This window comes from Nocardiopsis sp. EMB25, from assembly GCF_026797795.1.
Lineage (GTDB): Bacteria > Actinomycetota > Actinomycetes > Streptosporangiales > Streptosporangiaceae > Nocardiopsis > Nocardiopsis lucentensis.
Genome location: NZ_JAMTDN010000001.1, coordinates 915,740 through 937,641 on the forward strand (window position 1 = coordinate 915,740; position 21,902 = coordinate 937,641).

The window sequence follows — 21,902 nt, forward strand, 5'->3', positions numbered from 1 at the left end:
CGGCCGCTACCCGCCGCGCAGGTGGTCGCGCAGCGCTCGCGCCACCCGGGCCATGAGCGCGTCGGCCTCCGGTTGCACGACCGCCGACACCCGCGACTCGGTGAGGGCGGCCACCGCGAACGCCTGGCCGTCCTCGTGCTCCACCACGCCGATCTCGTGGCGCAGGTGGAGCAGCGTCCCGGTCTTGGAGGACCACCGCGTCGAGTCGGAGGTGAAGTCGGGTGCCAACCGGTGCCGCAGCATGTTGGCGCCCATCAGTTCACGTACGCGCGCGGTCACCTGGGGCGGGATCCTCGACGGGGTCCACAGCGCGGCCAGCAGGTCGACGCAGGCCCGTGCCGACGCGGTGTTGGTCCGGGTGACGTCGAGCTGGGGGACCGGGTGGCCGCGCCCGGCTGTGCCCGCGCGGATCGCCAGCGCGTGGGCGAGGTGGGCGTCGGCCGGGGCCAGGTGGTCCTCAGGTGTCTCCCGGAGCTCACGGATCGCGTGCCGGACGGTGACGCCGCCGATCCCGAACTCCCGGAGCACGCGGGCCACCTCCTCTGGCGGGACCCGCTCGAACAGCAGGTTGGCCGCCTTGTTGTCGCTCAGGCAGAGGCTGAGGTAGATCAGGTCCTCGACGGCGATCCGGATCGGGTGCCGGAAGCGGCTGAGCCCGAACGGCCCCGTCACGCCCGCGTCCTCGGGGCGGACCTCGACCGGGTCCGCGCCGTCGAGTCCGCCCCGTCGGATCAGCTCCAGCACGGCGATCGCCAGGGGTACCTTGACCACGGAGGAGGTGGGGTACTCCAGGTCGGGCTCGATCCCCAGTTCCCTTCCGGAGGCCAGGTCCCGCACCAGGAACGATCCGCGCAGGCCGCCCTCGTCCAACTCCTGGCGCAGTTCCCTGACCAGGGACGTGTCGTTCATCCGCCGTCCTCCTCCGCTCCTCGGGCGCCCAGGCAGCGCGCGATGTCCCCGCCCAGGGTCCCGCGGATCCGCTCCGCCTCGTCTCCGGTCACGGCCCCGACCTCGTAGCCGCGTACGAGCCGCGGCTCTCCGAGGGGCCGCCAGCGCAGGCCCAGCTCCGCGGCCTGGGCGTGCGAGCACAGGAGCAGGTCCCGCGACCCGAACACCTCCGCCACGGCCGCGGTCAGCGCGGAGGCGACCGTGACCTGTGTCGGACGCAGACCGACGGTGTCGCGCACCCGGAGGATCCGGTCGCGCACGTGCGGCACGTCGTCCTCGGGTTGGAGCCACACCCGTCGGGGCGCCGATCGCTCCGCCCGGCCCGTCCGCAGGGATTCCAGGTAGACCGTTCTCGTCTGTGGTTCCTCGGCACCCGCCAGCCCCAGCGGCACCGTCCACCGCGCCTCGTCCTCGGGCACCCCGGTGACCGCGGCCCGCACCTGCTGGGTGCGCAGCAGCTCCGCCCTCCGCTCCGGCGGCGCCGGGTGGAAGTCCAGGTGCAGCCCCCGGCGCCGCGCGGCCGCGTCCAGCCGGGCGAGGGCGCGCGTGGGGCACAGGTCGGGGACGGCGAGGCGGACCGGGGCGAGCCGCGCGCGTTCCGCGTCGTGCTCCATCGCCTCGGCCAGTTCGACCAGGCGTCGGGCCGACGGCAGCATGTCCCGGCCGAACTGGGTCAGGGCGGCCCCGCGGGCGGACCGGTCGAACAGCCGCGCGCCCAGGTGCCGTTCCAGGGCGGCGACGCGGCGGCTGGCGACGGGCTGGGGAATGCGCGCTGCCGCCGCGCCGAGGGTGAAGCTGCCGCGGTCACTCACGCTGACGAACGCGCGGCAGGCGCCGACGAGGTCCATGGCCGCACAGTATGCCGTAAACGCATGGAGGCCGTCGTTCGTGTCTTGGACAGCATGCACCGGCCCGGGTGAGACTGCCGGACACGGGCCCTCCGGAGGGGGCGGGCGTGTGCGCGCGGCACGTGCGTCCGCTTCGGGACGCCGCCGGTCGGCGGCGGGGCCCGGTCCATCGGCACACCCCCACCACAGGGGAAGGAAGGCGTACAGCCATGTCGCATCACCTCTCACGTCTGGCCAGGACCGCGGCGGCCGCCGCGGTGGCCCTCGTCCCGCTGGTCGGCTGCGCGACGACCGGCGAAGCCGCTCCCCAGGCCACCGAGTCGCCCTCGTCGGCCCCGGCGGCCTCGCGGGAGCACGCGGAGCGGTTCGCCGCGTTGGAGGAGCGCTACGACGCCCGGCTCGGCGTCTTCGCGGTCGACACCGGTACCGGGGAGACCCTCGCGCACAACGCCGACGACCGGTTCGCCTACGCCTCCACCCACAAGGCGTTCTCGGCCGCCGCCGTGCTGCGGCGGAGTTCGGACGAGGACCTGGAACGGGTCGTCACCTACGCGGAGGAGGACCTCCAGGAGCACGCTCCGATCGCGAAGGAGAACCTCGACACCGGGATGACCCTCCTGGAGGTCTGCGACGCCGCCGTCCGGTACAGCGACAACACCGCCGCCAACCTGCTCTTCGACGAGCTGGGCGGGCCGAGCGGCCTCCAGGAGGAGTTGCGGGAGGTCGGCGACGACGTCACGCACGTCGACCGGGTCGAGCCCGAGCTGAGCGAGGGGGCGCCCGGCGACATCCGCGACACCAGCACGCCGCGCGCCATGGCCACCACCCTGCGCGCGTACGCGCTCGGTGACGTCCTGCCGGAGGAACGGCGGGAGGTCCTGGTCGACATGCTCCGGCGCAACGTCACGGGCGACACGGTGATCAGGGCCGGCGTCCCGGACGACTGGACGGTCGGCGACAAGACCGGCACCGCCGGCTACGGCGGCCGCAACGACATCGCGGTCCTGTGGCCGCCGGAGGGCGACCCGATCGTCCTGGCCGTGATGAGCGGCCGTGACACCGAGGACGCCGAACACGACGACGCGCTCATCGCCGACGCGGCGGCGATCGTGGCCGAGGCCATGGGGTAGGCGCGCCCCCACCGGTCCGGGGCGGTCCCGAGCGGTCGCCCCGGGCCCGGTCACAGCGCCCGGGCGTGCTCCCGCAGGACACGGACGGCCTCGGTGACGGCGGGCCGGCGCGAGGTCCCCTCACGCCAGAGGACGGACACGCCGCGGACCGGGGCGGGCTCCAACGGCCGCACCACGACGGAGTCGGGGACGGCGCCCCGCCCCAGCCGCGGGACCATCGCGATGCCCAGACCGGCCGCGACCAGCGCCACCTGGGTCTGGTACTCACCCACCAGGTGGACGACGTTCGGTTCGACCCCCACCGCGCGCAGTGTGCGCATCAGCCAGTCGTGGCACACCGTTCCCGGCGGCTGGCAGATCCAGCGGGCGGAGGCCACGTCCTCGCGGCGCAGGACCGGGTGGCTGGAGAGCGGATGGTCCGGGGGCAGCAGGACGTCGCACACATCGCGTCCGATCGTCGCGCGTGTGACCCCCTCCGGGACGGACATCGGCGCGATGTCCCAGTCGTGCACCACCGCCAGGTCGACGGTCCCCTGCGCGACCATGCGCGGCGTCGCGTGCGGGTCCTCCTCGATCAGCCGCGGGTCGAGGGCGGGGTGGGCGGCGGACAGCTCGGCCATGACGCCCGGGAGCAGGCCGCGGGCGGCGGTGGAGAAGGCGGCGACGGTCAGTCGGCCGCTGGGCCTGCCGCGCTGTTCCTCCAGGGCGACCTCGGCCTCCTCCACCAGGGACAGCACCCGGGCGGCCGTGTCGACGAGGAGGACGGCGGCGTCGGTGAGCACGACCCCCCGCCCCCGCCGTTCCAGGAGCGCGCTTCCGGTCTCCCGTTCGAGCTTGGCCACCTGCTGGGAGATCGCCGACGGTGTGTAGCCGAGCGCGTCGGCGGCGGCGCCGACGGACCCGTGGACGTGTACGGCGTGCAGGGCGCGGAGCCTGGCGAGGTCGAGCACGGCACTCCTTCCGGGGGCACACCCAGACAATGTAGCAACGCTGAATCCAACCATGCAGAACTCTTCGCTAGTGCTGAATCAACATCATCGGCATCATCGAATCCATGCGTCCGGTTCACATCGCCCTCGCCGTGCTCGTCGCCGCGGTGTGGGGCATCAACTTCGTCGTCATCGAGGTCGGCCTCGACCACGTCCCACCGCTCCTGTTCTCCGCCCTGCGTTTCCTCGTGGCGGCGGTCCCGGCGGTGTTCCTGGTACGCGGGCCCGGGGTCGCGCTCAGGTGGATCGTTCTGGTGGGGTTGGTGCTGGGTGTGGCGAAGTTCGGCCTCGTCTTCACCGGGATGCACCTGGGCATGCCCGCCGGGCTCACCTCGCTGGTCCTCCAGGTCCAGGCGGCGTTCACCGCGCTCCTGGCCGTGCTGCTCCTGGGGGAACGCCTCGGGCCCTCGCGGTACGTGGGGACGGCGGTGGCGTTGGGAGGGATCGGGGTCGCCGCCTACGACCAGGGCGCCTCCGGGCCGATGACCGCGTTCCTCATGGTCGTGGCCGCCGCCGCGTTCTGGGGCCTGGCCAACGTCATCACCCGTCGGGCCGCACCGCCCGACGCCCTGAGCTGGATGGTCTGGGTCAGCCTCGTGCCACCGCTGCCGCTGTTCGCGCTCTCCCTCCTCCTGGAGGGGCCGGAGGCCGGGCTCACGGCGATCCGGGAGCTGGACGCGGTCGGGGTCGGCGCGATCCTGTTCGTGGCGTGGGGCGCCACGGTCTTCGGCTTCGGCGCCTGGGGCTTCCTGCTCCGCCGCTACGACGCCTCGGCGGTGGCGCCGTTCTCGCTCCTGGTGCCGGTGTTCGGCATGGCCTCGGCGGCGCTGCTGCTGGGAGAGGAGATCACCCCGCTGAGCTGGGTCGCCGCCGTCCTGCTCGTGGGCGGGGTCGCCCTGACGTCGCTCAGCGGCCGTGCGCCGAGGTCCGCACCAGCCTCCGTCGGCGCCTCCGGGCCCGGGCGTGACCCCAGACCCGCCCCCGCCTCCGAAGGCGCGACCGGTCCCTCGCGCTGACCCCCGAGCGGCCCGCGGTCCTCCTCCCCGGGAGACCCCTGGCGCCCCGGGGAGGAGTGTGGGAGGGTTCCCGCGGACTCGGGCCAGCCGGATCCGGGCCCCTACCTGGAGGAGACGTGATGGCCGAGAACGGACGGGGACACGACTACGACGTCCTGGTCGTCGGCGGGACGGGGGTGGACACGATCGTCCGGGTGGAGGAGCTGGCCCTGCCCGAGGGCGACGCGGTGTTCGTGCCCCCCGTGCGCGACTACGTGGGGCACACCGGCAACGGGGTGGCCCTGGGCTGCCACGCGCTGGGTATGGCCACGAAGTTCATCGACTTCCTCGGCGACGACCTCCAGGGCCGGATGGTGCTGGAGTCCTACGCCGAGCGGGGACTCGACTTCAGCCACGTCGTCTCGCCGCACGGCACGCCGCGCGGCGTCAACCTGGTGGACGCGCGGGGACGGAGGTTCTCCTTCTTCGACGGACGCCACCCGTCGGACCTGCGGCTTCCCCGCGAGTTCTACCTCCCCTTCGTCGAACGCGCCCGCCACGTGCACATGTCGATCATGAACCACAACCGAGACATGTACGACGACCTGGAGCGGCTGGGGGTCGGCACCTCCACGGACCTGCACGACTGGGACGGCGAGGAGTCCCACCACCTCGACTACGCCCTGCGCTCCGACCTGGTCTTCCTCAGCGCCGCCGCGATCCACGGGCGCGAGGCGCGGGTGATGCGCCGCGTCCTCGACGAGGGGCGCGCCCACCTCGTCGTGGCCACCGACGGGTCGAACGGCTGCCGCGTCCTGGCGCGCGGGGAGTCCGAGCCCCGCCACTTCCCGGCCGTTCGTCCCGAACGCCCGGTGGTCGACACCAACGGCGCCGGTGACTCCTTCGTGTCCGCCTTCCTGTACACGCGTCTGGCGGGCGGCGACGTGGCGGAGTGCGTGCTCGCGGGGTCGGTCGCGGGCGCGTTCGCCTGCGGCAGCCACGGCACGCACACCGAGTTCGTGGACCCGCCCGCTCTTCGACGCCTGGCCGGTGCCGCCGGGGGGTCCGCCGTGCCCTAGGGTGGGCCGCTGGGAGGGGCGTTGAACCACGAGATGCGAAAGCGCCGCGTCTGCCGGGGCGCGAGTGTTCCGGGAGAGGCGGACGGCACGTGCTGAGACTGCGCGGTCGGGAGTACGGACCGGACACGACGCTGGTCATGGCGATCGTGAACCGGACCCGGGACTCCTTCTACGACAACGGCGCCACCTGGGACGACGCCCCCGCCTTCGAGCGCGTGCGCGCGGTGGTGGCCGAGGGCGCCGACATCATCGACATCGGCGGAGTCAAGGCCGGCCCCGGCGAGGAGGTCGACGCCGAGGAGGAGAAGCGCCGCACGGTGGACTTCGTGGCGGCGATCCGCTCCGAGTTCCCGGACCTGGTGATCAGCGTCGACACCTGGCGCGCGTCGGTGGGCCGGGCGGTCTGCGAGGCCGGCGCCGACCTTCTCAACGACGCCTGGGGCGGCCACGACCCGGAGCTGGCCGAGGTCGCCGCCGAGTTCGGCGTGGGGCTGGTGTGCACCCACACCGGTGGCCTCGCCCCCCGGACCGGACCCCTACGGCCCTCCTACGACGACGTCGTGCGCGACGCGATCGACGGGACGGTGGCGCTCGCCGAACGCGCGGTGTCCCTGGGCGTGGACCCGCGTTCGGTGCTGATCGACCCCGCCCACGACTTCAACAAGAACACCTGGCACTCGTTGGAGCTCACCCGCAGGCTCGACGAGATGACCGACACCGGCTGGCCGGTGCTGGTCGCGCTCTCCAACAAGGACTTCGTCGGCGAGACCCTCGACCTGCCGGTGGGGGAACGGCTGACCGGCACGCTCGCCGCGACCGCGGTGTGCGCCTGGCACGGCGCCCAGGTCTACCGCGTCCACGAGGTCACACCCACCCGTCAGGTGCTCGACATGGTCTCCGCCATCCGGGGCGTCACACCCCCCGCACGGACGATTCGGGGACTGGCGTGAGGAGGAGCGCGTGATCGTCGCGACCGCGGTGTGCCCACACCCGCCGCTGCTGCTGAGGGAACTCACCGGTGCCCAGGACGTCGCCGCCGACCTGCGCGGGGTCTGCGAGTCGGCGGTGTCGGTCCTGCTGTCCACACCCGGGCTGGACCGGATCGTCGTCGTGGGCGGCGCCGACACCTCCCGTGGGGAAGTGTCGGGCCGCGTGCCCACACGGATCTACGCGGACGCCGCCCGGCGCGGCCCCGAGGCGGAGGGCGCGGGGAGGGAGAGCCGTCCCCCGACCGCCGAACCGCTGCCCCTGAGCCTGGGCATCGCCCGGCGCCTGCTCGACTCGGTCGCGCCCGACACCCCCGTCGAGATGGTCACCGTCGCCTGGGACGCCTCCGCCGAGGAGGTCGAACGTGTCGCGCGCGCCGTCGCCGGACGCGCCGAGCGGGTCGGGTTGCTGGTCATGGGGGATGGCGGCGCCCGCTGGGGCGTGCGCGAACCAGGGCACCTGGACGCCGCGTCCGTCGACGTCGACGAGGTCGTGCGCCACGCACTGGCCGACGGCGACACCGGAGCGCTGACCGCCCTGGACCCGGAGGAGGCCGCCGACCAGATGGTCGCCGGGCGCGCGGCGCTCCAGGTGATGGCCTCGGCCGTGGTGCTGGGCGGTACCAGCGTCGGATCGGAACTCCTGTACGCCGACGCGCCCTTCGGCGTCACCTACTTCGTGGCGGTGTGGTCGTGCGCCTCCTGCTGAACGACGTCGCGCCCGGTGCGGCCGCCCCCGGTGACCGGCTGGGACCGGACGACCTGGAACGGCTCTACGCGTACCCGGACGCGACCGCGCGCCCCTGGGTGCGCGCGAACATGGTCGCGACCCTGGACGGCGCCGCCGCGGGCAACGACGGTAGGACCGGCTCCATCAACACCGACGCGGACCTTGTGGTCTACACGCTCCTGCGCGATCTGGCCGACGTGATCCTGGTGGGCGCCGGGACGGCCCGGAGCGAGGGGTATCGGCGCACCCCGGCCAGGTCCGCGCGCTTCCGGGACCGGGCCGCCGCCGAGGGGCGGCCGACGTGCCCGGTGACGGCGGTGGTCAGCGGCGCGGCCCAGGTACCGCCGCTGCTGGCCGCCGACGACCCCGATCACGGCGACGTCCTGCTGGTCACCTGCGAGGCCGCGGGTCCGGAGGCGCTGGACCGGGCGCGCCGTGTGATCGGCCCCGACCGGGTGATCGTGGTCGGGGAGGGGAGCGTGGACCTGCCCGCCGCCGTCGACGCCCTGCACGCCCGCGGCCTGTCGCGGATCCTGTGCGAGGGCGGGCCCCGTCTGCTGCGTGACGTGGCGGCCGCGGACGTGCTCGACGAGCTGTGTCTGACCGTCGTGCCCCTCCTCGCCGCGGGAGTGCAGCAGCGCGTCACGGTGGGGGCCGGGGTGGACCGGACACTGGTTCCCCGGCTGGTGGTCGAACAGGACGGCACCCTGCTGCACCGCTGGATGCGTCCCTAGGCTGTGTTCGTCTCGGGCCTGCCGCTTCGCCTCGGCCCGTGCTCGGGTGACCGCTCCACGAAACGGCACCCCTCTCAGGCTTCGTCCCGGGCCACGCGGTCCTCGGCGGCAGTGAGCATCCGCTCCTGCCGGTCCAGCACCGCCGGCTGCTCGGGCAGCGCGACGTCCTGGACCGCCCGGCGCCGACCGTGCCGCGTGACCAGGGCGACGGCCGCCGGGCGCCGCATCCCCACGGCCTCGCCCTCGACGGCGAGCGCACGCCGCATCCGGCGCCGGTAGGAGTGCCGCACCGGGACGTAGACGGCCATGGTGCTGGCGAAGACCGCGGTGACCTTCACCAGGACGGCGACGATCCCCTCACCGAACAGCGGCGAGTCGAGCAGCCAGTGCTGGCCCGTCGCGAGCAGGACGAGCAGGGCCGCCAGAACCGCGCGCCGCCGGTCCGGCCGCCAGCGGTCGGCGGCGAGCAGCCCCACGGCGGTGCCGGCCACGGCCGACATCGCCCAGTGCGAACCCAGGCCGGTGAGGCCGATCCGCACGATCGTGGTCGTCGCCACCGCCAGAGCCGGGTCCGTGGCTCCGCTCCGGGTCACCGACTGGAACGCGTAGATGAGGTTCTCGGTCACCTCGAATCCGAGCCCGACGAGCGCGCCCAGAACGAAGCCGTCGACCGGGCCGCGCAGGGCCCGGGGGAAGACGACGGCGACCAGGACGATGCCCGCGAGTTTGAGGAGCTCCTCGTTGACGGGCGCGGTCAGTGCGGCGTCCCAGGCGCCCGTGACGCCCAGTCCCAGAAGTTTCGACCAGACCGCGCCGAGCCCGCCGTTGGCGATGATGCCCGCGCCCGTCGCCGCCGTCATCCCCCACACGGCGGCGACCGCGCTGGGCACCGGGGCGGGAGCGCGCACCGGGCGGATCCCGCGCAGGATCCAGAACCCGAACGCCAACGTCGCCGCCGCGAACGCCAGGGCCAGCACCGCCGCCCACGGGAAGACGCGGATGTGCCCGGCGAACTGGAACATCTGGAAGATCAGCCCGGCCAGGCAGGCCACGGCGATCACGACGGCGCCGACCAGGGCGGGCAGCCGGGTACCGGGGGGTCGGGAGCCGGGACGCGCGTGCGTGGGCGCGCCGTGCCGGGCCGCGTGTGCGGTGGTCGGCGGTTCGGGCTCTCGCGCGTCGTCCCCCCTCGGGGGCGGGACCCGGGGTTCCTCCTCCGTCGGCCGTTCGGGCGCGGGGGCGGTGTCGCGGCGTTCGTGGGGCACGTCGTTCACGCGGCCCCTCCCTCGGAGAAGACGACCGACCGGATGACGTCCTCGACGGCCGCGAGGTCCGCCGGGGTGGCGTCCGGTCCGGACAGGACCAGCTGAACCGCGAACCCGCCGTCGGGGGAGGGGTAGAGGGCCGCGACTCCGTCCTCGTCGCCGGCCAGGGGGCCGGTCAGTCCCGGCGCCCCCTCGTCGGCGGCCACGGGGCGCGGATCGCCCAGCCGCGCGTCCGGATCCTCGGCGCGGACGGTCCTTCCCAACCCCTGCCACAGCTCCGTGGCGCTGGGCGGCGTCTCCTCCAACGGGACGACGGAGCGCACGGTGAGCTCCACCGGGCCACGGCCGAACAGGTAGGACCGGTCGGCCGTGCTGGAACCGGGGTACAGCTCCCATCCGCCGCGCTCGAAGGTCAGCGCGGCCTCGTAACCGCCCTCGGACCCGACCCGCAGCGCCTGCCCGGAGCGCACCGGCTCGGTGTCGGGCAGGGCCGCGTTCAGCAGTGGCCAGACCGTCACCAGCAGCACGGTCACCGCCGTGGCCACGCCCAACGGCAGCCAGGCGCTCCGACCGGGGCGCGATGGCTCCGATCCGGGCTCCCGTTCGTCCGCGTCCGCCATCGTGCCCCTCCGTCTCCGTGGCCCAGTGCCGGTTCCAGACAAACACCCGGATGGGCGAACGGAGGGGAGGAAAGCGCTACTTGGTACACGTTTGCTGGGGATTTCACCTCACCAAGGGCGGTCAGAGCGTGGGGATCAGCCCTCCGTCGACGCGGACCGTCGACCCGGTGACGTAGGCGGCCCGCTCGCTGGCCAGGAAGGCGGCCACCGCTCCGTACTCCTCCGGGTCGCCGTACCGTCCCGCCGGGATGGCGGCCCGCGAGTCGGCCTCGACCTCGGCCAGGGGGCGGCCCTCGCGCTCGGCCCTTGCCCGGTCCAGGGCGTCGGTGCGCGCCGTGGCCACCTTCCCGGGCACGATGACGTTGGCCGTCACCCCGAACGGCGCCAGTTCGCGGGCCACGGTCTTGGACCAGGCGTGCAGAGAGGAACGCAGGGTGTTGGAGACTCCGAGGTTCGGGATCGGCGCGACCGCGCCCGACGAGGTGCTCGTGATGATCCGACCCCAACGGCGTTCGCGCATGCCGCCCACGACGGCGTCGGTGAGCGCGATGACCGGGAGGACCATCGCCGCGTACTGCTCCTGCCACAGTCGCGTGTCCTGCCCGAGGGCGGGGGTGGGCGGCGGACCGCCGGTGTTGTTGACCAGGATGTCGACCGGCCCCAGTTCCTCGGCCGTGCGCGCGGCGACCTCACCGGCCCGGCCGTGGTCGGACAGGTCCCAGACCGTTCCCGTGGCGCGGACGCCGAGTTCGGCGCAGGCCGTGACGGTGGCCTCCAGCCGCTCCGGGTCGCGGCCGGTGACGGCCACGTCGACCCCCTCGGCCGCCAGGGCGACGGCCATGGCGCGGCCGAGCCCGGAGCTGGCGGCGGTGACCAGTGCGACCTTACCGGCGATGCCCAGATCCATGTGTCCTCCCGATCCCTGCTCGTGCTCATCGCATCCTGACAGCCGTCGTCGCGCGGCGCACGTTCCGGGGCGGGGCGCCGGTCAGTCCGCCGTGGCGGCCGCGACCGGCGGGTTGGCGCGGGAGTACTCGGGCGGGCCGGGGGAGAGGAGGCCCGCCCCGGGGCTGGCGACCACCTCCTCCACCGTGAACTCGACCGAGCGCGGAGCGCCGGGGGCGCCGTCCGCCCAGCGGACCCGTGCCGTTCCGGTGATCTGGAGCAGGTCCCCGGTCTCCCAGTCGGGCACGAGGAGCCCGGCCCGGGGGTTGACCCAGAGGTTGCCCAGGGTCATGAACATGGCGTTGCCGGTGTAGTCCGGCCAGCTGAGCAGCTCGGGGGAGTGCACCGTCAAGAACCCCGGATCGCCGCCCCGGTGGCTGGCGTCGGCCGCCCCCGAGGCACCGGCGGTCGCGACGAAGAACGTGTCCGCCCGCCGCAGGACCTCCTGCTGCGCCCCGGTCAGACGCCCGCCCCTCGTCGGCGCGGCGTCCGCCGTCGCGGAGGGCGTCAGTTCCCGCCGCTGGATGTACTTCGGGCAGTTGGCGTACACCTGGTCGGCCGTGACGCGCAGTCCCTCGGGGGCGAGGCCGCGCGCCGTGCCGTTGACGCGCATGCGGCGTCTGGCCACCGGGTCGAGGGCGATCGCGCCGACCTGGACGGTGCCGTCACGGAGGACCCCGGCCAGGGGGTCGGCGTCGCGGAGCGCCGCGGCGACGTCGACGGTGCGCTCGTCACGCACGCGGAGGAATCCGGGATCCCCGGTGAGCAGCGAGGACCACACACGACCGTCGTGGTCGGCCGCTCCCAGGACGAGCACGCGCTGTGCGGCGAGGAACCGCGCGGCGACGTCGGGGATGGTGGCGCGGATGGACCGGCCCGCGTGATCGGCCGGGTCCGTCAGACCGCTGCGGGCCTGTACGGCTCGCTCCCCCGGGTGGTAGGTGCCCATGCCGTCGTCCTTCTTCCTTGGTCGCGGGGGGCGGCGCCCCGGGGCGGGGCACCGCGGAATGCGGGTCGATCAGAAGAAACCGCAGGTGGGCGCGGAGGCGACCGGGGCCTTGGTCCCCTCGGCGCCGGTGGGCGCGTAGACCTCCAGCCGGATGCCGTCCGGGTCGTGGAAGAACACGCCCCCGGAGGAGGCGCCCTCGCCGTGCGGGACCACGCCGTCGTAGGCGAACCGGACGTCCGACGCGCGCAGCCGTGCCTCCACCCCGCGTACTTCCTCGACCGTCTCCACCTGGAAGGACAGGTGGTGCAGGCCGGACACGTCCCCTTGGAACGGCTCCGAGGCCTGTCGCCACAGGGTCAGGACGAGTTCGCCGTCCCGGCCGAGGAAGGCGAACTCGCGCCCCTCCTCCGTGCCCCGGCCCATCACCTCGAACTCCAGGGCCAGCGCGTAGAAGTCCACGGACCGCTCGATGTCGGTGACGTTGAGACCCACGTGCCCGGTCTTCACCTCGGTCAGTGCCACAGCACACCTTCTCTCGGGTTCGCCGATCGTTCTAACCGGCTATCTGGATATTAGGGGTTAGATTGCGATGCTGCAACCGATCAAGTGAATTTGAAGGGTTAGGCGGCGTCCTTGGTACGATCCAGACGGCCCCACGCTGACGCGGGCCTGGGACGATGCGCGAGGCGGAAGAGTGATGGCTTCGACGGTCACGAGGCGGCGACCGCTGGTCGGCGAGCCGGTCGCCATGGACCTGCTCAACACCCGGTGGGTCGAGGGGGCGACCCCGCACGACCTGCTCGACGGGATCGACGGTCTGCGCCAGTGGCTGGGCGAGACGGGCCTGGACACGCGGTTCGCCGTCGACAATCGGACGCTGGAACGGGTGCTGACCACCCGCGACGCCCTGGCCGTGCTCGTGGACGCGCCCGAGGACACCGAGGCGGCCGCGCGGCTCAACGAGGTCCTCGGCCACGGCCTCGTGCGCAGACTGCTGCGTGACGGGATCCCGGCGGCCACCGTCGAGTTCGACGACCCCGCGTGGGGGCCCGCCTGGACCGCGGCCGCCGACTACCTCGACCTGCTCGACGCCCCGGAGCGCATCCGCGGGTGCGCCAACCCCGCCTGCGTCCTCCACTTCTTCGACACGTCCCGGAACGGCACCCGGCGCTGGTGCTCCATGGCCGGGTGCGGCAACCGGGCCAAGGCGGCGCGGCACCACGCGCGCACCCGGTCCGCGGGTGCCCCCTGACCGGTTCCGCGCGGCGCGGTCAGGACCGAGGCCGGTCGGGCGGACCCGCCCCGGGCGATGGGCCGCCCGGCTCACCGGGATCCTCGCCCGTTTCCCCGGACGAGGCGCCACCCGATTCCCCGGGCTCCTCCCGTCCGGTCGGATAGCGTCGCCCGTCCGGCTCCTCGCTCCAGTCATCCGGAGAGGCGCTTCGCCGGGCGCGGGCCTGTTCGAGGGAGATGACGCCGATGACGACGAGGATCACCACGACCGGGACGGCCAGGGCCACCAGCACGCCGATCAGCCAGCCCAGGGTCGGCCATTCCATGGTCCCTCCTCCCACCGGGGAGACGGGTCCCTCCACTACCCGGCGCCCCGGCGGACAAACGCCGACGGCGGAGCCCGGTGCCCGGCTCAGTCCGCCCGGGCGTGCGGCTCGATCTCGGCGAGTTCGGCGTCGGTGAGGTCCAGCGCGCCCACGGCGGCCACGTCGTCCTCCAACTGGGCGACACCGGTCGCGCCGACCACTGCTGAGGTCACACGTTCGTCGCGCAGCACCCAGGCGAGCGCCATCTGCGCGAGGGTCTGTCCCCGTCGCCCGGCGACGCCCTCCAGGGCGCGGACCCGCTCCCACACGTTCTCGGTGATCGGCTCGCCGGAGGGGAGGGGACGCGCCTCGTCGGGGCGGGAATCCTCCGGTGCGCTCCTCAGGTGGCGGTGGGAGAGCAGCCCCCGCGCCAGGGGCGCGTCGGCGACGCACCCCGTGCCGAGGTCGTCGAGCACCTCCAGCAGACCGTCCTCCGCCCGTCGGTCGAACATGGAGTAGGGCGTCTGGTGCACGAGCATCGGCGTGCCCAGGCGGCGGAGGATCCCGGACGCCCGCCGCGTCAGCTCGGGGGAGTAGCCGGACACCCCCGCGTACAGGGCCTTACCCCGGCGCACGGCCGTGTCCAGGGCGCCCATGGTCTCCTCCAACGGGGTGTCGGGGTCCGGGTGGTCGTGGTGGAAGACGTCCACGTGGTCGAGTCCCAGCCGGGTCAGGCTCCGGTCGAGACCGGCCAGCACCGCCTTCCGGGAACCGCCCCCTCCGTAGGGACCGCGCCACGCGGAGCCCCCCGCCTTGGTCGTGACGACCACCTCGTCCCGGTATCGGCGCAGTTCACGGGTGAGCACGCGGCCAAGGGTCTCCTCGGCGGCTCCGACGGGCGGCCCCTGGGTGCCCGCCACGTCGAAGTGGGTCACACCCAGGTCGAAGGCGCGCAGGAGGACCGCGCGCTGGGCCTCGAACCCCCGGTCCTCCCCGAAGCCGTGCCACAGGCCGAGCGACAGCACCGGAAGATACAGTCCGCTGCGGCCGCACCGGCGCCGCGGCATCGTGTCGTAGCGGGCGGGAGCGGCGACGTAGATCACGAAAAAGGCCCCTGACGTCGGCGGACTCGGGTCGCGGCCATCCTCCCATCACGGCGGCTTTCAGCCGGGGAACCCGGCCGAGGCGGGTCCGGGCTTCACCCCTCCGTCACCGCGCGCGGTTTCCCCGCGGCACCCGGCGGGTAGCTGGATGTACATCCCCGGCCTGACGATCCGGGAGGAGGACGGACCATGCACACCCGTACCCACGGCGCGGTCGAGCGCTATCCCGACCCGATGCCGCCGGACCCGTTCCCCCCGACGCCCGTACCGCCGCCCCCGCCGGACCCGGAGCCCAAGCCTCCCGGCCCGGTTCCCGAACCGCCCGGACCCGAGCCCGAACCCGAACCGGCCTGAGCGCACGGGGCCCGGCCGACGGCCTCGGTCGGCGGCGAGTGTCGGACCCGGTGCGAGGGCGCGCGCCCGCACCGGGCCGCGTCAGGCGGAGGCCTTCGTCAGCCGGTCCGACTCCTCTTTGGTCAGCTTCAGACCGTGGACCGGGAGCAGGCCCTCCAACTGGGCGGCGTCGCGCGCGCTCGCGATCGCCGACACCACGCCCGGCCGGTCGGCCAACCAGGCCAGGGCCACGGATGCCTGGGGCACGCCGTGCTCGGCCGCGATCGCGTCCAGTGCCTCGAGTACGCGTTCACCACGCGGTCGGTCGAGGTAGGCTCGGGCGCTCCCGGCGCGTGGGCTGTCCACATCCGGGCCGCCGTGGCGGTACTTGCCGGTGAGGAAGCCCCGGGCCAGACCGAAGTAGGGGAGCAGCGCCAGCCCGCGCTCCTGGGCGAGGGGGACCAGGTCGGTCTCGATGCCGCGTTCCATCAGGTTGTAGTGGGGCTGGACGCACACCGGGGCGTGCAGGCCTTGGTCCGCGCAGATGTCCAGCCACTCCCGGATCCGGTCCGGGCTGTGGTTGGACAGGCCGATGTAGCGGATGACGCCCTCGTCGACGAGGGAGGAGAAGGCCTCCGCGCTCTCGGCCAGCGGGGTGTCGCGGTCGTCGAAGTGCGCGTAGTACAGGTCGATGGTCCGCACGCCCAGCCGGTGGAGCGAGGCGTGGGCCGCGGCCCGGACGTTGGCGCGGGACAGGCCGCGGAACTCGGGGTGCTGGCTGACCTTGGTCGCGATGACCAGGTCGTCGGGGCGGCCGCGGGCGGCGAGCCACGCGCCGATGACGGTCTCCGACTCCCCGCCCCGGTGGCCCTCGACCCACGCGGAGTAGACGTCCGCGGTGTCGACGATGGTGCCCCCGGCCGCTGTGTAGGCGTCCAGGACCTGGAACGAGGCGGTCTCGTCCGCGGTCCAACCGAAGACGTTGCCGCCCAGACAGAGCGGGGAGACGTACAGGTCGGAGCGGCCGAGCCTGCGGAGTCTGGTGTCGTTCATGCTCACCGTGTTCGGATAGGAGGTCGGTGGTCGCGGCCAGGTTAGGGCAGCGGGTGAGCCGGAGCCAGGCGTTTTCCGCCGTGCCCGGGGAACCGTGGCGGGCCGTTCGCGTGTGGGGGATCCCACGCTCTGAGCTGGGCGGAACGTAATTTCCTACCAAAAGGGTGGGATAGTCTCGTGCTCGGACGAACCCGCCCGTCGGCGGACTGGTCCCGCGGGCGCCCGGAGCCCCCCTGACCGGCCCCTCCCAGGTCCGCCACCCCATGAGCACGAAGGAGTGCACCATGCGCACGACCCCGACCGTCATCGGCGCCGCAGCCGTCACCCTGGCGCTCGCCGCCTGTGGCGCTCCCAGCGAGCAGGCCGCCAGCGAGGCCGCCGAGGCCGGGGCGCTCCGGATCGGGGTGAGCCCCGTGCCGCACGGCGACATCCTCACCTTCATCGACGAGAACCTCGCCGAGGAGGCCGGGCTGGACCTGGAGATCCAGGAGATCTCCGACTACAACACCCCCAACGCGGCCCTGGCCGAGGGGGAGCTGGACGCCAACTACTTCCAGCACCGCGCCTTCCTCGCCGAATGGCAGGAGAACGGCCCCGACGCCGAGTTCTCCTACGTCACCGACGTGCACATCGAGCGCCTCGGCCTGTACTCCGAGAGCGTCGAGTCCCTGGAGGACCTGCCCGAGGGCGCCGAGATCGCGGTCCCCAACGACCCCGCCAACCTCAACCGCGCCCTGCGCATCCTCGAGGCCGAGGGTCTCGTGACGGTCGATCCGGAGGCCGGGGAGTCCGCCACCGAGAACGACATCACCGACAACCCCCAGGGTCTCGTCGTCATGCCGCTGGAGGCCGCCCAGCTGCCGCGCTCCATCGCCGACGTGGACGCCGCGATCGTCAACGGCAACTACGCGATCGAGGCCGGGCTGACCGAGGACGCCAACGTCCTGGCCTGGGAGCCCGAGGGTGAGGACTACGTCGAGACCTACGCCAACGGCCTGGTGACCCTGGCGGAGAACGCCGAGGACGAGCGGGTCCTCCAGCTGGTCGAGCTCCTGCACGACGAGCGGGTCCTGGAGTACGTCGAGAACACCTGGCAGGGCGTCGTCCTGCCCGTCGACGCCGACGGCGCGGTGGTGAAGGACGAGGACGTCGTCGAGACGGATTAGGGACCGTTGCCCGGAGCGGTCGCTCCAGGCGCCCGAACAGAGTGAGCGCCGCGCCGTCAGGCGCCGGTTGAGGGTGTCCGCTCCGCCGCGGAGCGGTCCCTCGGGCGGTGGCGGGCGACGGGCGGGCCGAAGCCAAGCGGCAGGCCCACGACGAACACAGTCCCACAGCGTCCCCGCGAGGGTGGTGGAGCCGGCCGGCTCCACCACCCTCGCGTCGTGTTCGGGGCGGGTCGGCACTCCCGCGCGGGGCGGGTGACACGGATCACTCTCCTGGTGGCGTGGGAGGCGCGTGGTGCGGGAGAGTGCGTTCGGTGACCAATGGTCGGGGTGTCGTCCTCGCCAGTGCGCCTGAACTGCGGTTTTCTTCGGTTGTGGGGTTACTCCGGGTCGCCGCGCGCCGTCGTTCGGGCTGGTCGTCGCGGTCCGGGGGCTTCCGCGCCCGGCTTCCACAAAACCTACTTATTAAGTAGAGTTTCGTCAGACCTCGACAGCGGCCGGAAAGGGGCCTCCTCTCATGCGACCGCCCTCGCGCCCGACGGGAGTGCTCGCGGCCTGCCTGGCCCTGGCCATGGCCGTCACCGGCTGTGGGGCGCTCACGGAGGACGACGGCCCCTCCCTGACGCTCGGCTACTTCCCCAACGTCGCCCACGCCCCGGCCATGGTCGGTGTGGAGCGGGGCACCCTGGCCGACGCCCTCGGCGACGGCGTCGACTTCGACACCCGGGTGTTCAACGCGGGGCCGGACGCGATCAACGCCGTCTTCTCCGGGGAGGTCGACGTCGCGTTCGTCGGCCCCAACCCCGCCGTGAACGGCTGGGCCCAGTCCGAGGGGCAGGCGCTGCGCGTCATCGCCGGGGCGGCCTCCGGAGGGGCCGGCCTCGTCACACGCGACGACATCACGAGCGTCGACGACCTGCGCGGCGCCACCGTCGCCAGTCCGCAGCTCGGCAACACCCAGGACGTCGCCCTGCGCGCGTTCGCCGACGAACAGGGGTGGGACGTGGACACGGCCGGAGGCGGCGACCTGTCCATCCTCCCGCAGCCGCCCGCCGAGATCGTGGACGCCTTCGAACTCGGCGAGATCGACGGCGCCTGGCTGCCCGAACCCCACCTGAGCCGTCTGCTCACCCGAGGCGACGCCCACCTGCTCGTCGACGAGGCCGACACCTGGGCCGAGACCGACGGCGCCTTCGTCACCGCGCACCTGGTGGTCGGCTCCGAGTTCCTCGCCCGCGAGCCCGACCTGGTCGAGGACCTGCTGCGCGGCCACCTGGAGACCGTCGACTGGATCAACGCCCACCCCGAACGGGCCCGGCGCGTGGCGGGCGACCACCTGGAGGGGCTCACCGGGTCCCGGCTGTCGGACGAGGTCACCGAAGCCGCCTTCGACCGGATCGCCTTCACCGTCGACCCCGTCGCCCCGTCGCTGTTCACCGGGGCCGAGCGGGCCGAGGCCGTCGGCCTGCTCGACCCCGTCGACCTGACCGGAATCTACGCCCTGGACCCGCTCGACGGCCTCCTCGCGGAGGACGGCCGCGACCCGGTCTCCGGGCTGGAAGGCTGATGAGGCCCATGACCACCATCACCGACACCCCGACGCGCGTCAGCGCCGTGGAGGTCGACACGATCTCCAAGGTCTTCGGCGAGGGCGCGGGCTCCGTGACCGCCATCGACGGTATGTCCGTCTCCGTCGGCGAGCACGAGTTCCTGTCCATCGTGGGCGCCTCCGGATGCGGCAAGAGCACCCTGCTCTCCCTGGTGGCCGGGCTGGACCGGCCCACCACCGGCAGCGTGGACACGGCGGGCCACAAGGTGGCGATGATGTTCCAGGAGGCCGCGCTCTTCCCGTGGCTGACCGTGGGCGCCAACATCGAGGTCCCCATGAAGGTCAACGGCCTACCCAAGGCCGAGCGCCGCGAGCGTGTCGCCGAACTCCTGGAACTGGTCCGGCTGACCGGGTTCGCGCGCAAGCGCCCCCACGAGCTCTCCGGCGGCATGCGCCAGCGCGTGGCCATGGCCCGCGCCCTGGCCCAGGACGCGGACGTCCTGCTCATGGACGAGCCCTTCGGCGCCCTGGACGCCATGACCCGCGACATCCTCCACGACGAACTGGAGCGCATCTGGCAGGAGCGGCGGCTCACGGTCCTGTTCGTCACCCACAACGTCCGGGAGGCGGTGCGCCTGGGCGACCGGGTCGTGCTGCTCTCCAGCCGCCCCGGCCGCGTGATCGACGAGTTCCCGGTGGAGGGCGAGCGCCCCCGCCGGATCGACTCGGCGCTGATCGCCGGCCAGGCCGCGGTGATCACCGACCGACTCCGCCAGGAGGTCTCGCGCCATGCCTGACACCGACACCCGGGACCGCCAGGTCCAGGGCCTCGACGCGCTCGAACTCCAGCCCGAGCGCGGCCGACGCGGCGCGGGCGAGGTCGCGCGGCGCGTCTGGTCGGCGGCCTGGCCCAAACTGGCCGCCGTGGCCGTCGTCCTGGTCGCCTGGCAGGCGGTCGTGTGGTCCGGATGGCGGTCGGAGTGGGTCTTTCCCGGGCCGGACCGGGTGCTGCCCGTCCTGTCGCGGGAGGTCACGTCCGCCGAGTTCTGGGAGGCCGTGGGCGTCACCATGCGGCGCGCCCTGACGGGCTTCGCCCTGGCGCTGGTGGTCGGGGTCCTCGTCGGCGTGGCGGTGGCCCAGGTGCGCACGCTGCGCGTGGCGATCGGGTCGCTGATCACGGGCCTGCAGACCATGCCGTCCATCGTCTGGTTCCCCTTCGCGATGCTGCTCTACGGCATCAGCGAGTCGGCGATCATGTTCGTGATCATCCTGGGCGCGGCGCCGTCCATCGCGGGCGGCCTGGTCTCCGGCATCGACTACGTGGCGCCGTCGCTGCTGCGGGCCGGGCAGGTGATGGGGCTTCGGGGGGTCCAGCGGTACCGGCTGCTGATCGTGCCCGCAGCGCTGCCGATGTTCGTCGGCGGTCTCAAGCAGGGCTGGGCCTTCGCCTGGCGGTCGCTGATGGCGGGTGAGCTGCTGGTCATCATCAACCAGCAGAACTCGATCGGCTGGGCGCTGAGCCAGGCCCGCCAGCTCAACGACGCCGAGCGCCTGCTGAGCTACGTCATCGTCGTGCTCGTCGTCGGCATCCTCATCGACGTCTTCTTCAGCTGGGCGGACCGCTCCCTGCGGCGCCGGTGGGGGCTGGCCACGGCCTGAGCGGCTCGACACCCGGTCCCGTCCCCTCCACGACACACGGCCGCCGCCGCGCGTATCCCGCGCGGCGGCGGCCGTCGTCGGCTCCCATGCGCGGCGTGGCCCCCGGCATGGCTCCTGTCGCGGCTGCCTCAGACCTCGACCTCGGCTCCGGTCTCGGCCCTCAGCCCGACGGACTCGATGCCCGCCAGCAGGGCGAGCTCGTCGTTGACGGACGTGTCACCGGTAGCCCCGCAGGCGCCCAGCAGGGCGCCCTCGGCGTCACGGACGAACACGCCGCCGGGGACGCTGAGCACCCGGCCCTGGGCCAGGGTCGCGACCGAGGTGAAGAACTCCGGTGAGGACTCCGCCCGGGCGGCGATCGCCCGGTTGTTCATCCCGAGTCCGAGCACGCCCCAGGCCTTGGCCACGGCGAGGTCGGGTCGGAGCAGACCCGAGCCGTCCTGACGGGCCAGGGCGACGAGGACGCCGCCCGGGTCCAGGACGGCGACGGTCAGTGGCTGGAGGTCGTTGGCGGCCGCGTGCTTCACGGCTCCGTCGATCAGTCCCTGAGCCTGCTCCAGAGTGATGGCCACCAGGCGCATTCCCTTCGTTCGGGTCTCCCGGGGGAGACGTCGGCGTCGTGCCACCCACGGAGATGTCGATCCCCCGTGCCGCCCTCCGGACACCGGGTGCTCGGCCCGACACTCGGAGGGTTGTGATGGTCACCACACGAGGCTAATGCATGCTAAATCAGTAGTGAATGTGGGGATACGCCTGATTCCCCCACCGGGAAGCGGGCGGCCTTCGTGGGAAACTCCAGGTCCGGTGGCCAAGAGCCCCCACCAGCCTCACCGGTCACATCAGTCCCAGCCTCAGGGTGCGTCGAGTGCGCGCACGGGTGCGGCCGCGCGGGCGTCGTAACGCTCGCGCGCCTCGGTGATCTCGGCCATGTGCTCCTCCGCCCACACCCGGCAGGACTCCATGAGCATGCCCAGGTCCCGTCCGAGGGATGTCAGGGAGTACTCCACCTGCGGCGGGGTGGTGGGGAACACCCGGCGCTCCACCAGGCCGGCGCGCTCCAGGTCGCGCAGGGTCCGGGTGAGCATCTTCTGGGTGATGCCGTCCAGGCGGCGGCGCAGCGCGCCGAAGCGCATGGGTTCGCCCGCGAGCGCGCCCACGACGAGGCACACCCACTTGCTGGACAACAGGTCGAGGACGTCGCGAGAGGCGCAGTTGCGGAGATAGGCATTCGCTCCGCCATGTTCCCGCATTTCAGGAGTGGTATACACAAGGTACCTACCGTACTT

Annotated in this window: 25 protein-coding genes; 12 read left to right on the plus strand and 13 right to left on the minus strand. The window is 73.3% G+C overall.

What is annotated here, in order from left to right; all coding sequences use genetic code 11:
- Nucleotides 1-6 precede the first annotated feature (6 nt).
- Both KIK06_RS03965 and KIK06_RS03970 read right to left on the minus strand, forming a co-directional pair.
- On the minus strand, nt 7-909 hold the full coding sequence (locus KIK06_RS03965; protein ID WP_268641934.1) for a serine hydrolase: 903 nt from the start codon (nt 907-909) through the stop codon (nt 7-9).
- Nucleotides 906-1,796 (minus strand): LysR family transcriptional regulator, encoded by an 891-nt coding sequence (locus tag KIK06_RS03970; protein ID WP_017597240.1) that lies wholly within the window; start codon nt 1,794-1,796, stop codon nt 906-908. Before KIK06_RS03970 ends, KIK06_RS03965 begins: the two co-directional genes overlap by 4 nt.
- Nucleotides 1,797-2,005: 209 nt before the next feature.
- On the opposite strand from KIK06_RS03970, the gene bla reads away from it, so the two are divergent.
- Nucleotides 2,006-2,926 (plus strand): class A beta-lactamase, encoded by a 921-nt coding sequence (bla, locus tag KIK06_RS03975; protein WP_268641935.1) that lies wholly within the window; start codon nt 2,006-2,008, stop codon nt 2,924-2,926.
- Nucleotides 2,927-2,976: 50 nt separating this feature from the next.
- Here bla and KIK06_RS03980 read toward each other — a convergent pair whose 3' ends face one another.
- Nucleotides 2,977-3,876: a LysR family transcriptional regulator gene (locus KIK06_RS03980; protein ID WP_268641936.1), complete on the minus strand. Its 900-nt coding sequence runs from the start codon at nt 3,874-3,876 to the stop codon at nt 2,977-2,979.
- A 104-nt stretch (nt 3,877-3,980) separates the two neighbouring features.
- On the opposite strand from KIK06_RS03980, the gene KIK06_RS03985 reads away from it, so the two are divergent.
- From KIK06_RS03985 to KIK06_RS04005, 5 genes are all read left to right on the plus strand, one after another.
- Entirely contained in the window at nt 3,981-4,931 is a 951-nt protein-coding gene (locus KIK06_RS03985) for an EamA family transporter (protein WP_268641938.1), read from the plus strand.
- 119 nt (nt 4,932-5,050) lie between these two features.
- Entirely contained in the window at nt 5,051-5,989 is a 939-nt protein-coding gene (locus tag KIK06_RS03990) for a carbohydrate kinase family protein (RefSeq protein ID WP_268641939.1), read from the plus strand.
- An 89-nt stretch (nt 5,990-6,078) separates the two neighbouring features.
- Nucleotides 6,079-6,939, plus strand: coding sequence for a dihydropteroate synthase (gene folP, locus KIK06_RS03995; RefSeq protein ID WP_017597245.1), 861 nt, complete (start codon nt 6,079-6,081; stop codon nt 6,937-6,939).
- 10 nt (nt 6,940-6,949) lie between these two features.
- Nucleotides 6,950-7,684, plus strand: coding sequence for a hypothetical protein (locus tag KIK06_RS04000; RefSeq protein WP_268641940.1), 735 nt, complete (start codon nt 6,950-6,952; stop codon nt 7,682-7,684).
- Nucleotides 7,663-8,439 carry a pyrimidine reductase family protein gene (locus KIK06_RS04005; protein ID WP_268641941.1) on the plus strand — a complete coding sequence of 259 codons (777 nt, stop codon included), beginning with the start codon at nt 7,663-7,665 and terminating at the stop codon, nt 8,437-8,439. Before KIK06_RS04000 ends, KIK06_RS04005 begins: the two co-directional genes overlap by 22 nt.
- 74 nt (nt 8,440-8,513) lie before the next feature.
- Here the strand turns inward: KIK06_RS04005 and KIK06_RS04010 are convergent, their stop codons facing one another.
- The 5 genes from KIK06_RS04010 to KIK06_RS04030 all read right to left on the minus strand — a co-directional run bounded on the left by KIK06_RS04010 (nt 8,514) and on the right by KIK06_RS04030 (nt 12,734).
- Nucleotides 8,514-9,713, minus strand: coding sequence for a PrsW family glutamic-type intramembrane protease (locus KIK06_RS04010; protein WP_268641942.1), 1,200 nt, complete (start codon nt 9,711-9,713; stop codon nt 8,514-8,516).
- Entirely contained in the window at nt 9,710-10,324 is a 615-nt protein-coding gene (locus KIK06_RS04015; protein ID WP_268641943.1) for a hypothetical protein, read from the minus strand. Before KIK06_RS04015 ends, KIK06_RS04010 begins: the two co-directional genes overlap by 4 nt.
- A gap of 121 nt (nt 10,325-10,445) precedes the next feature.
- A complete protein-coding gene (locus KIK06_RS04020; RefSeq protein ID WP_268641944.1) occupies nt 10,446-11,231 on the minus strand; it encodes an SDR family oxidoreductase in 786 nt (261 codons plus the stop codon).
- A gap of 81 nt (nt 11,232-11,312) precedes the next feature.
- Nucleotides 11,313-12,218 carry a pyridoxamine 5'-phosphate oxidase family protein gene (locus KIK06_RS04025; RefSeq protein ID WP_268641946.1) on the minus strand — a complete coding sequence of 302 codons (906 nt, stop codon included), beginning with the start codon at nt 12,216-12,218 and terminating at the stop codon, nt 11,313-11,315.
- Nucleotides 12,219-12,287: 69 nt separating this feature from the next.
- Nucleotides 12,288-12,734, minus strand: a complete 447-nt coding sequence (locus KIK06_RS04030) for a VOC family protein (protein ID WP_040688090.1) — start codon at nt 12,732-12,734, stop codon at nt 12,288-12,290.
- A 181-nt stretch (nt 12,735-12,915) separates the two neighbouring features.
- Between KIK06_RS04030 and KIK06_RS04035 the strand changes: the two genes are divergently transcribed.
- Nucleotides 12,916-13,470: a CGNR zinc finger domain-containing protein gene (locus KIK06_RS04035; protein WP_268641947.1), complete on the plus strand. Its 555-nt coding sequence runs from the start codon at nt 12,916-12,918 to the stop codon at nt 13,468-13,470.
- A 19-nt stretch (nt 13,471-13,489) separates the two neighbouring features.
- Here KIK06_RS04035 and KIK06_RS04040 read toward each other — a convergent pair whose 3' ends face one another.
- Together KIK06_RS04040 and KIK06_RS04045 are read right to left on the minus strand one after the other, a co-directional pair.
- On the minus strand, nt 13,490-13,777 hold the full coding sequence (locus KIK06_RS04040; RefSeq protein ID WP_268641948.1) for a hypothetical protein: 288 nt from the start codon (nt 13,775-13,777) through the stop codon (nt 13,490-13,492).
- A gap of 86 nt (nt 13,778-13,863) precedes the next feature.
- The gene (locus tag KIK06_RS04045; protein ID WP_017597256.1) at nt 13,864-14,859 is read right to left on the minus strand and encodes an aldo/keto reductase; all 996 of its coding nucleotides are present in this window, start codon (nt 14,857-14,859) and stop codon (nt 13,864-13,866) included.
- A 189-nt stretch (nt 14,860-15,048) separates the two neighbouring features.
- Here KIK06_RS04045 and KIK06_RS04050 point away from each other — a divergent pair, with 189 nt between their 5' ends.
- Entirely contained in the window at nt 15,049-15,213 is a 165-nt protein-coding gene (locus tag KIK06_RS04050) for a hypothetical protein (protein WP_017597257.1), read from the plus strand.
- Between the two features lie 81 nt (nt 15,214-15,294).
- Here the strand turns inward: KIK06_RS04050 and KIK06_RS04055 are convergent, their stop codons facing one another.
- A complete protein-coding gene (locus KIK06_RS04055) occupies nt 15,295-16,245 on the minus strand; it encodes an aldo/keto reductase (RefSeq protein WP_268641949.1) in 951 nt (316 codons plus the stop codon).
- A gap of 284 nt (nt 16,246-16,529) precedes the next feature.
- Here KIK06_RS04055 and KIK06_RS04060 point away from each other — a divergent pair, with 284 nt between their 5' ends.
- The 4 genes from KIK06_RS04060 to KIK06_RS04075 all read left to right on the plus strand — a co-directional run bounded on the left by KIK06_RS04060 (nt 16,530) and on the right by KIK06_RS04075 (nt 20,616).
- Nucleotides 16,530-17,411: a MetQ/NlpA family ABC transporter substrate-binding protein gene (locus KIK06_RS04060; protein ID WP_268641950.1), complete on the plus strand. Its 882-nt coding sequence runs from the start codon at nt 16,530-16,532 to the stop codon at nt 17,409-17,411.
- 514 nt (nt 17,412-17,925) lie between these two features.
- Nucleotides 17,926-18,975 (plus strand): ABC transporter substrate-binding protein, encoded by a 1,050-nt coding sequence (locus KIK06_RS04065; protein WP_268641951.1) that lies wholly within the window; start codon nt 17,926-17,928, stop codon nt 18,973-18,975.
- Between the two features lie 8 nt (nt 18,976-18,983).
- Nucleotides 18,984-19,754: an ABC transporter ATP-binding protein gene (locus KIK06_RS04070; protein ID WP_017597261.1), complete on the plus strand. Its 771-nt coding sequence runs from the start codon at nt 18,984-18,986 to the stop codon at nt 19,752-19,754.
- A complete protein-coding gene (locus tag KIK06_RS04075; RefSeq protein WP_268641953.1) occupies nt 19,747-20,616 on the plus strand; it encodes an ABC transporter permease in 870 nt (289 codons plus the stop codon). Before KIK06_RS04070 ends, KIK06_RS04075 begins: the two co-directional genes overlap by 8 nt.
- A 128-nt stretch (nt 20,617-20,744) precedes the next feature.
- On the opposite strand, the gene KIK06_RS04080 is transcribed toward KIK06_RS04075, so the two are convergent.
- Together KIK06_RS04080 and KIK06_RS04085 are read right to left on the minus strand one after the other, a co-directional pair.
- Nucleotides 20,745-21,197 (minus strand): GlcG/HbpS family heme-binding protein, encoded by a 453-nt coding sequence (locus tag KIK06_RS04080; RefSeq protein WP_268641954.1) that lies wholly within the window; start codon nt 21,195-21,197, stop codon nt 20,745-20,747.
- A 270-nt stretch (nt 21,198-21,467) separates the two neighbouring features.
- A complete protein-coding gene (locus tag KIK06_RS04085; protein ID WP_327084626.1) occupies nt 21,468-21,800 on the minus strand; it encodes a winged helix-turn-helix transcriptional regulator in 333 nt (110 codons plus the stop codon).
- Nucleotides 21,801-21,902 lie beyond the last annotated feature (102 nt).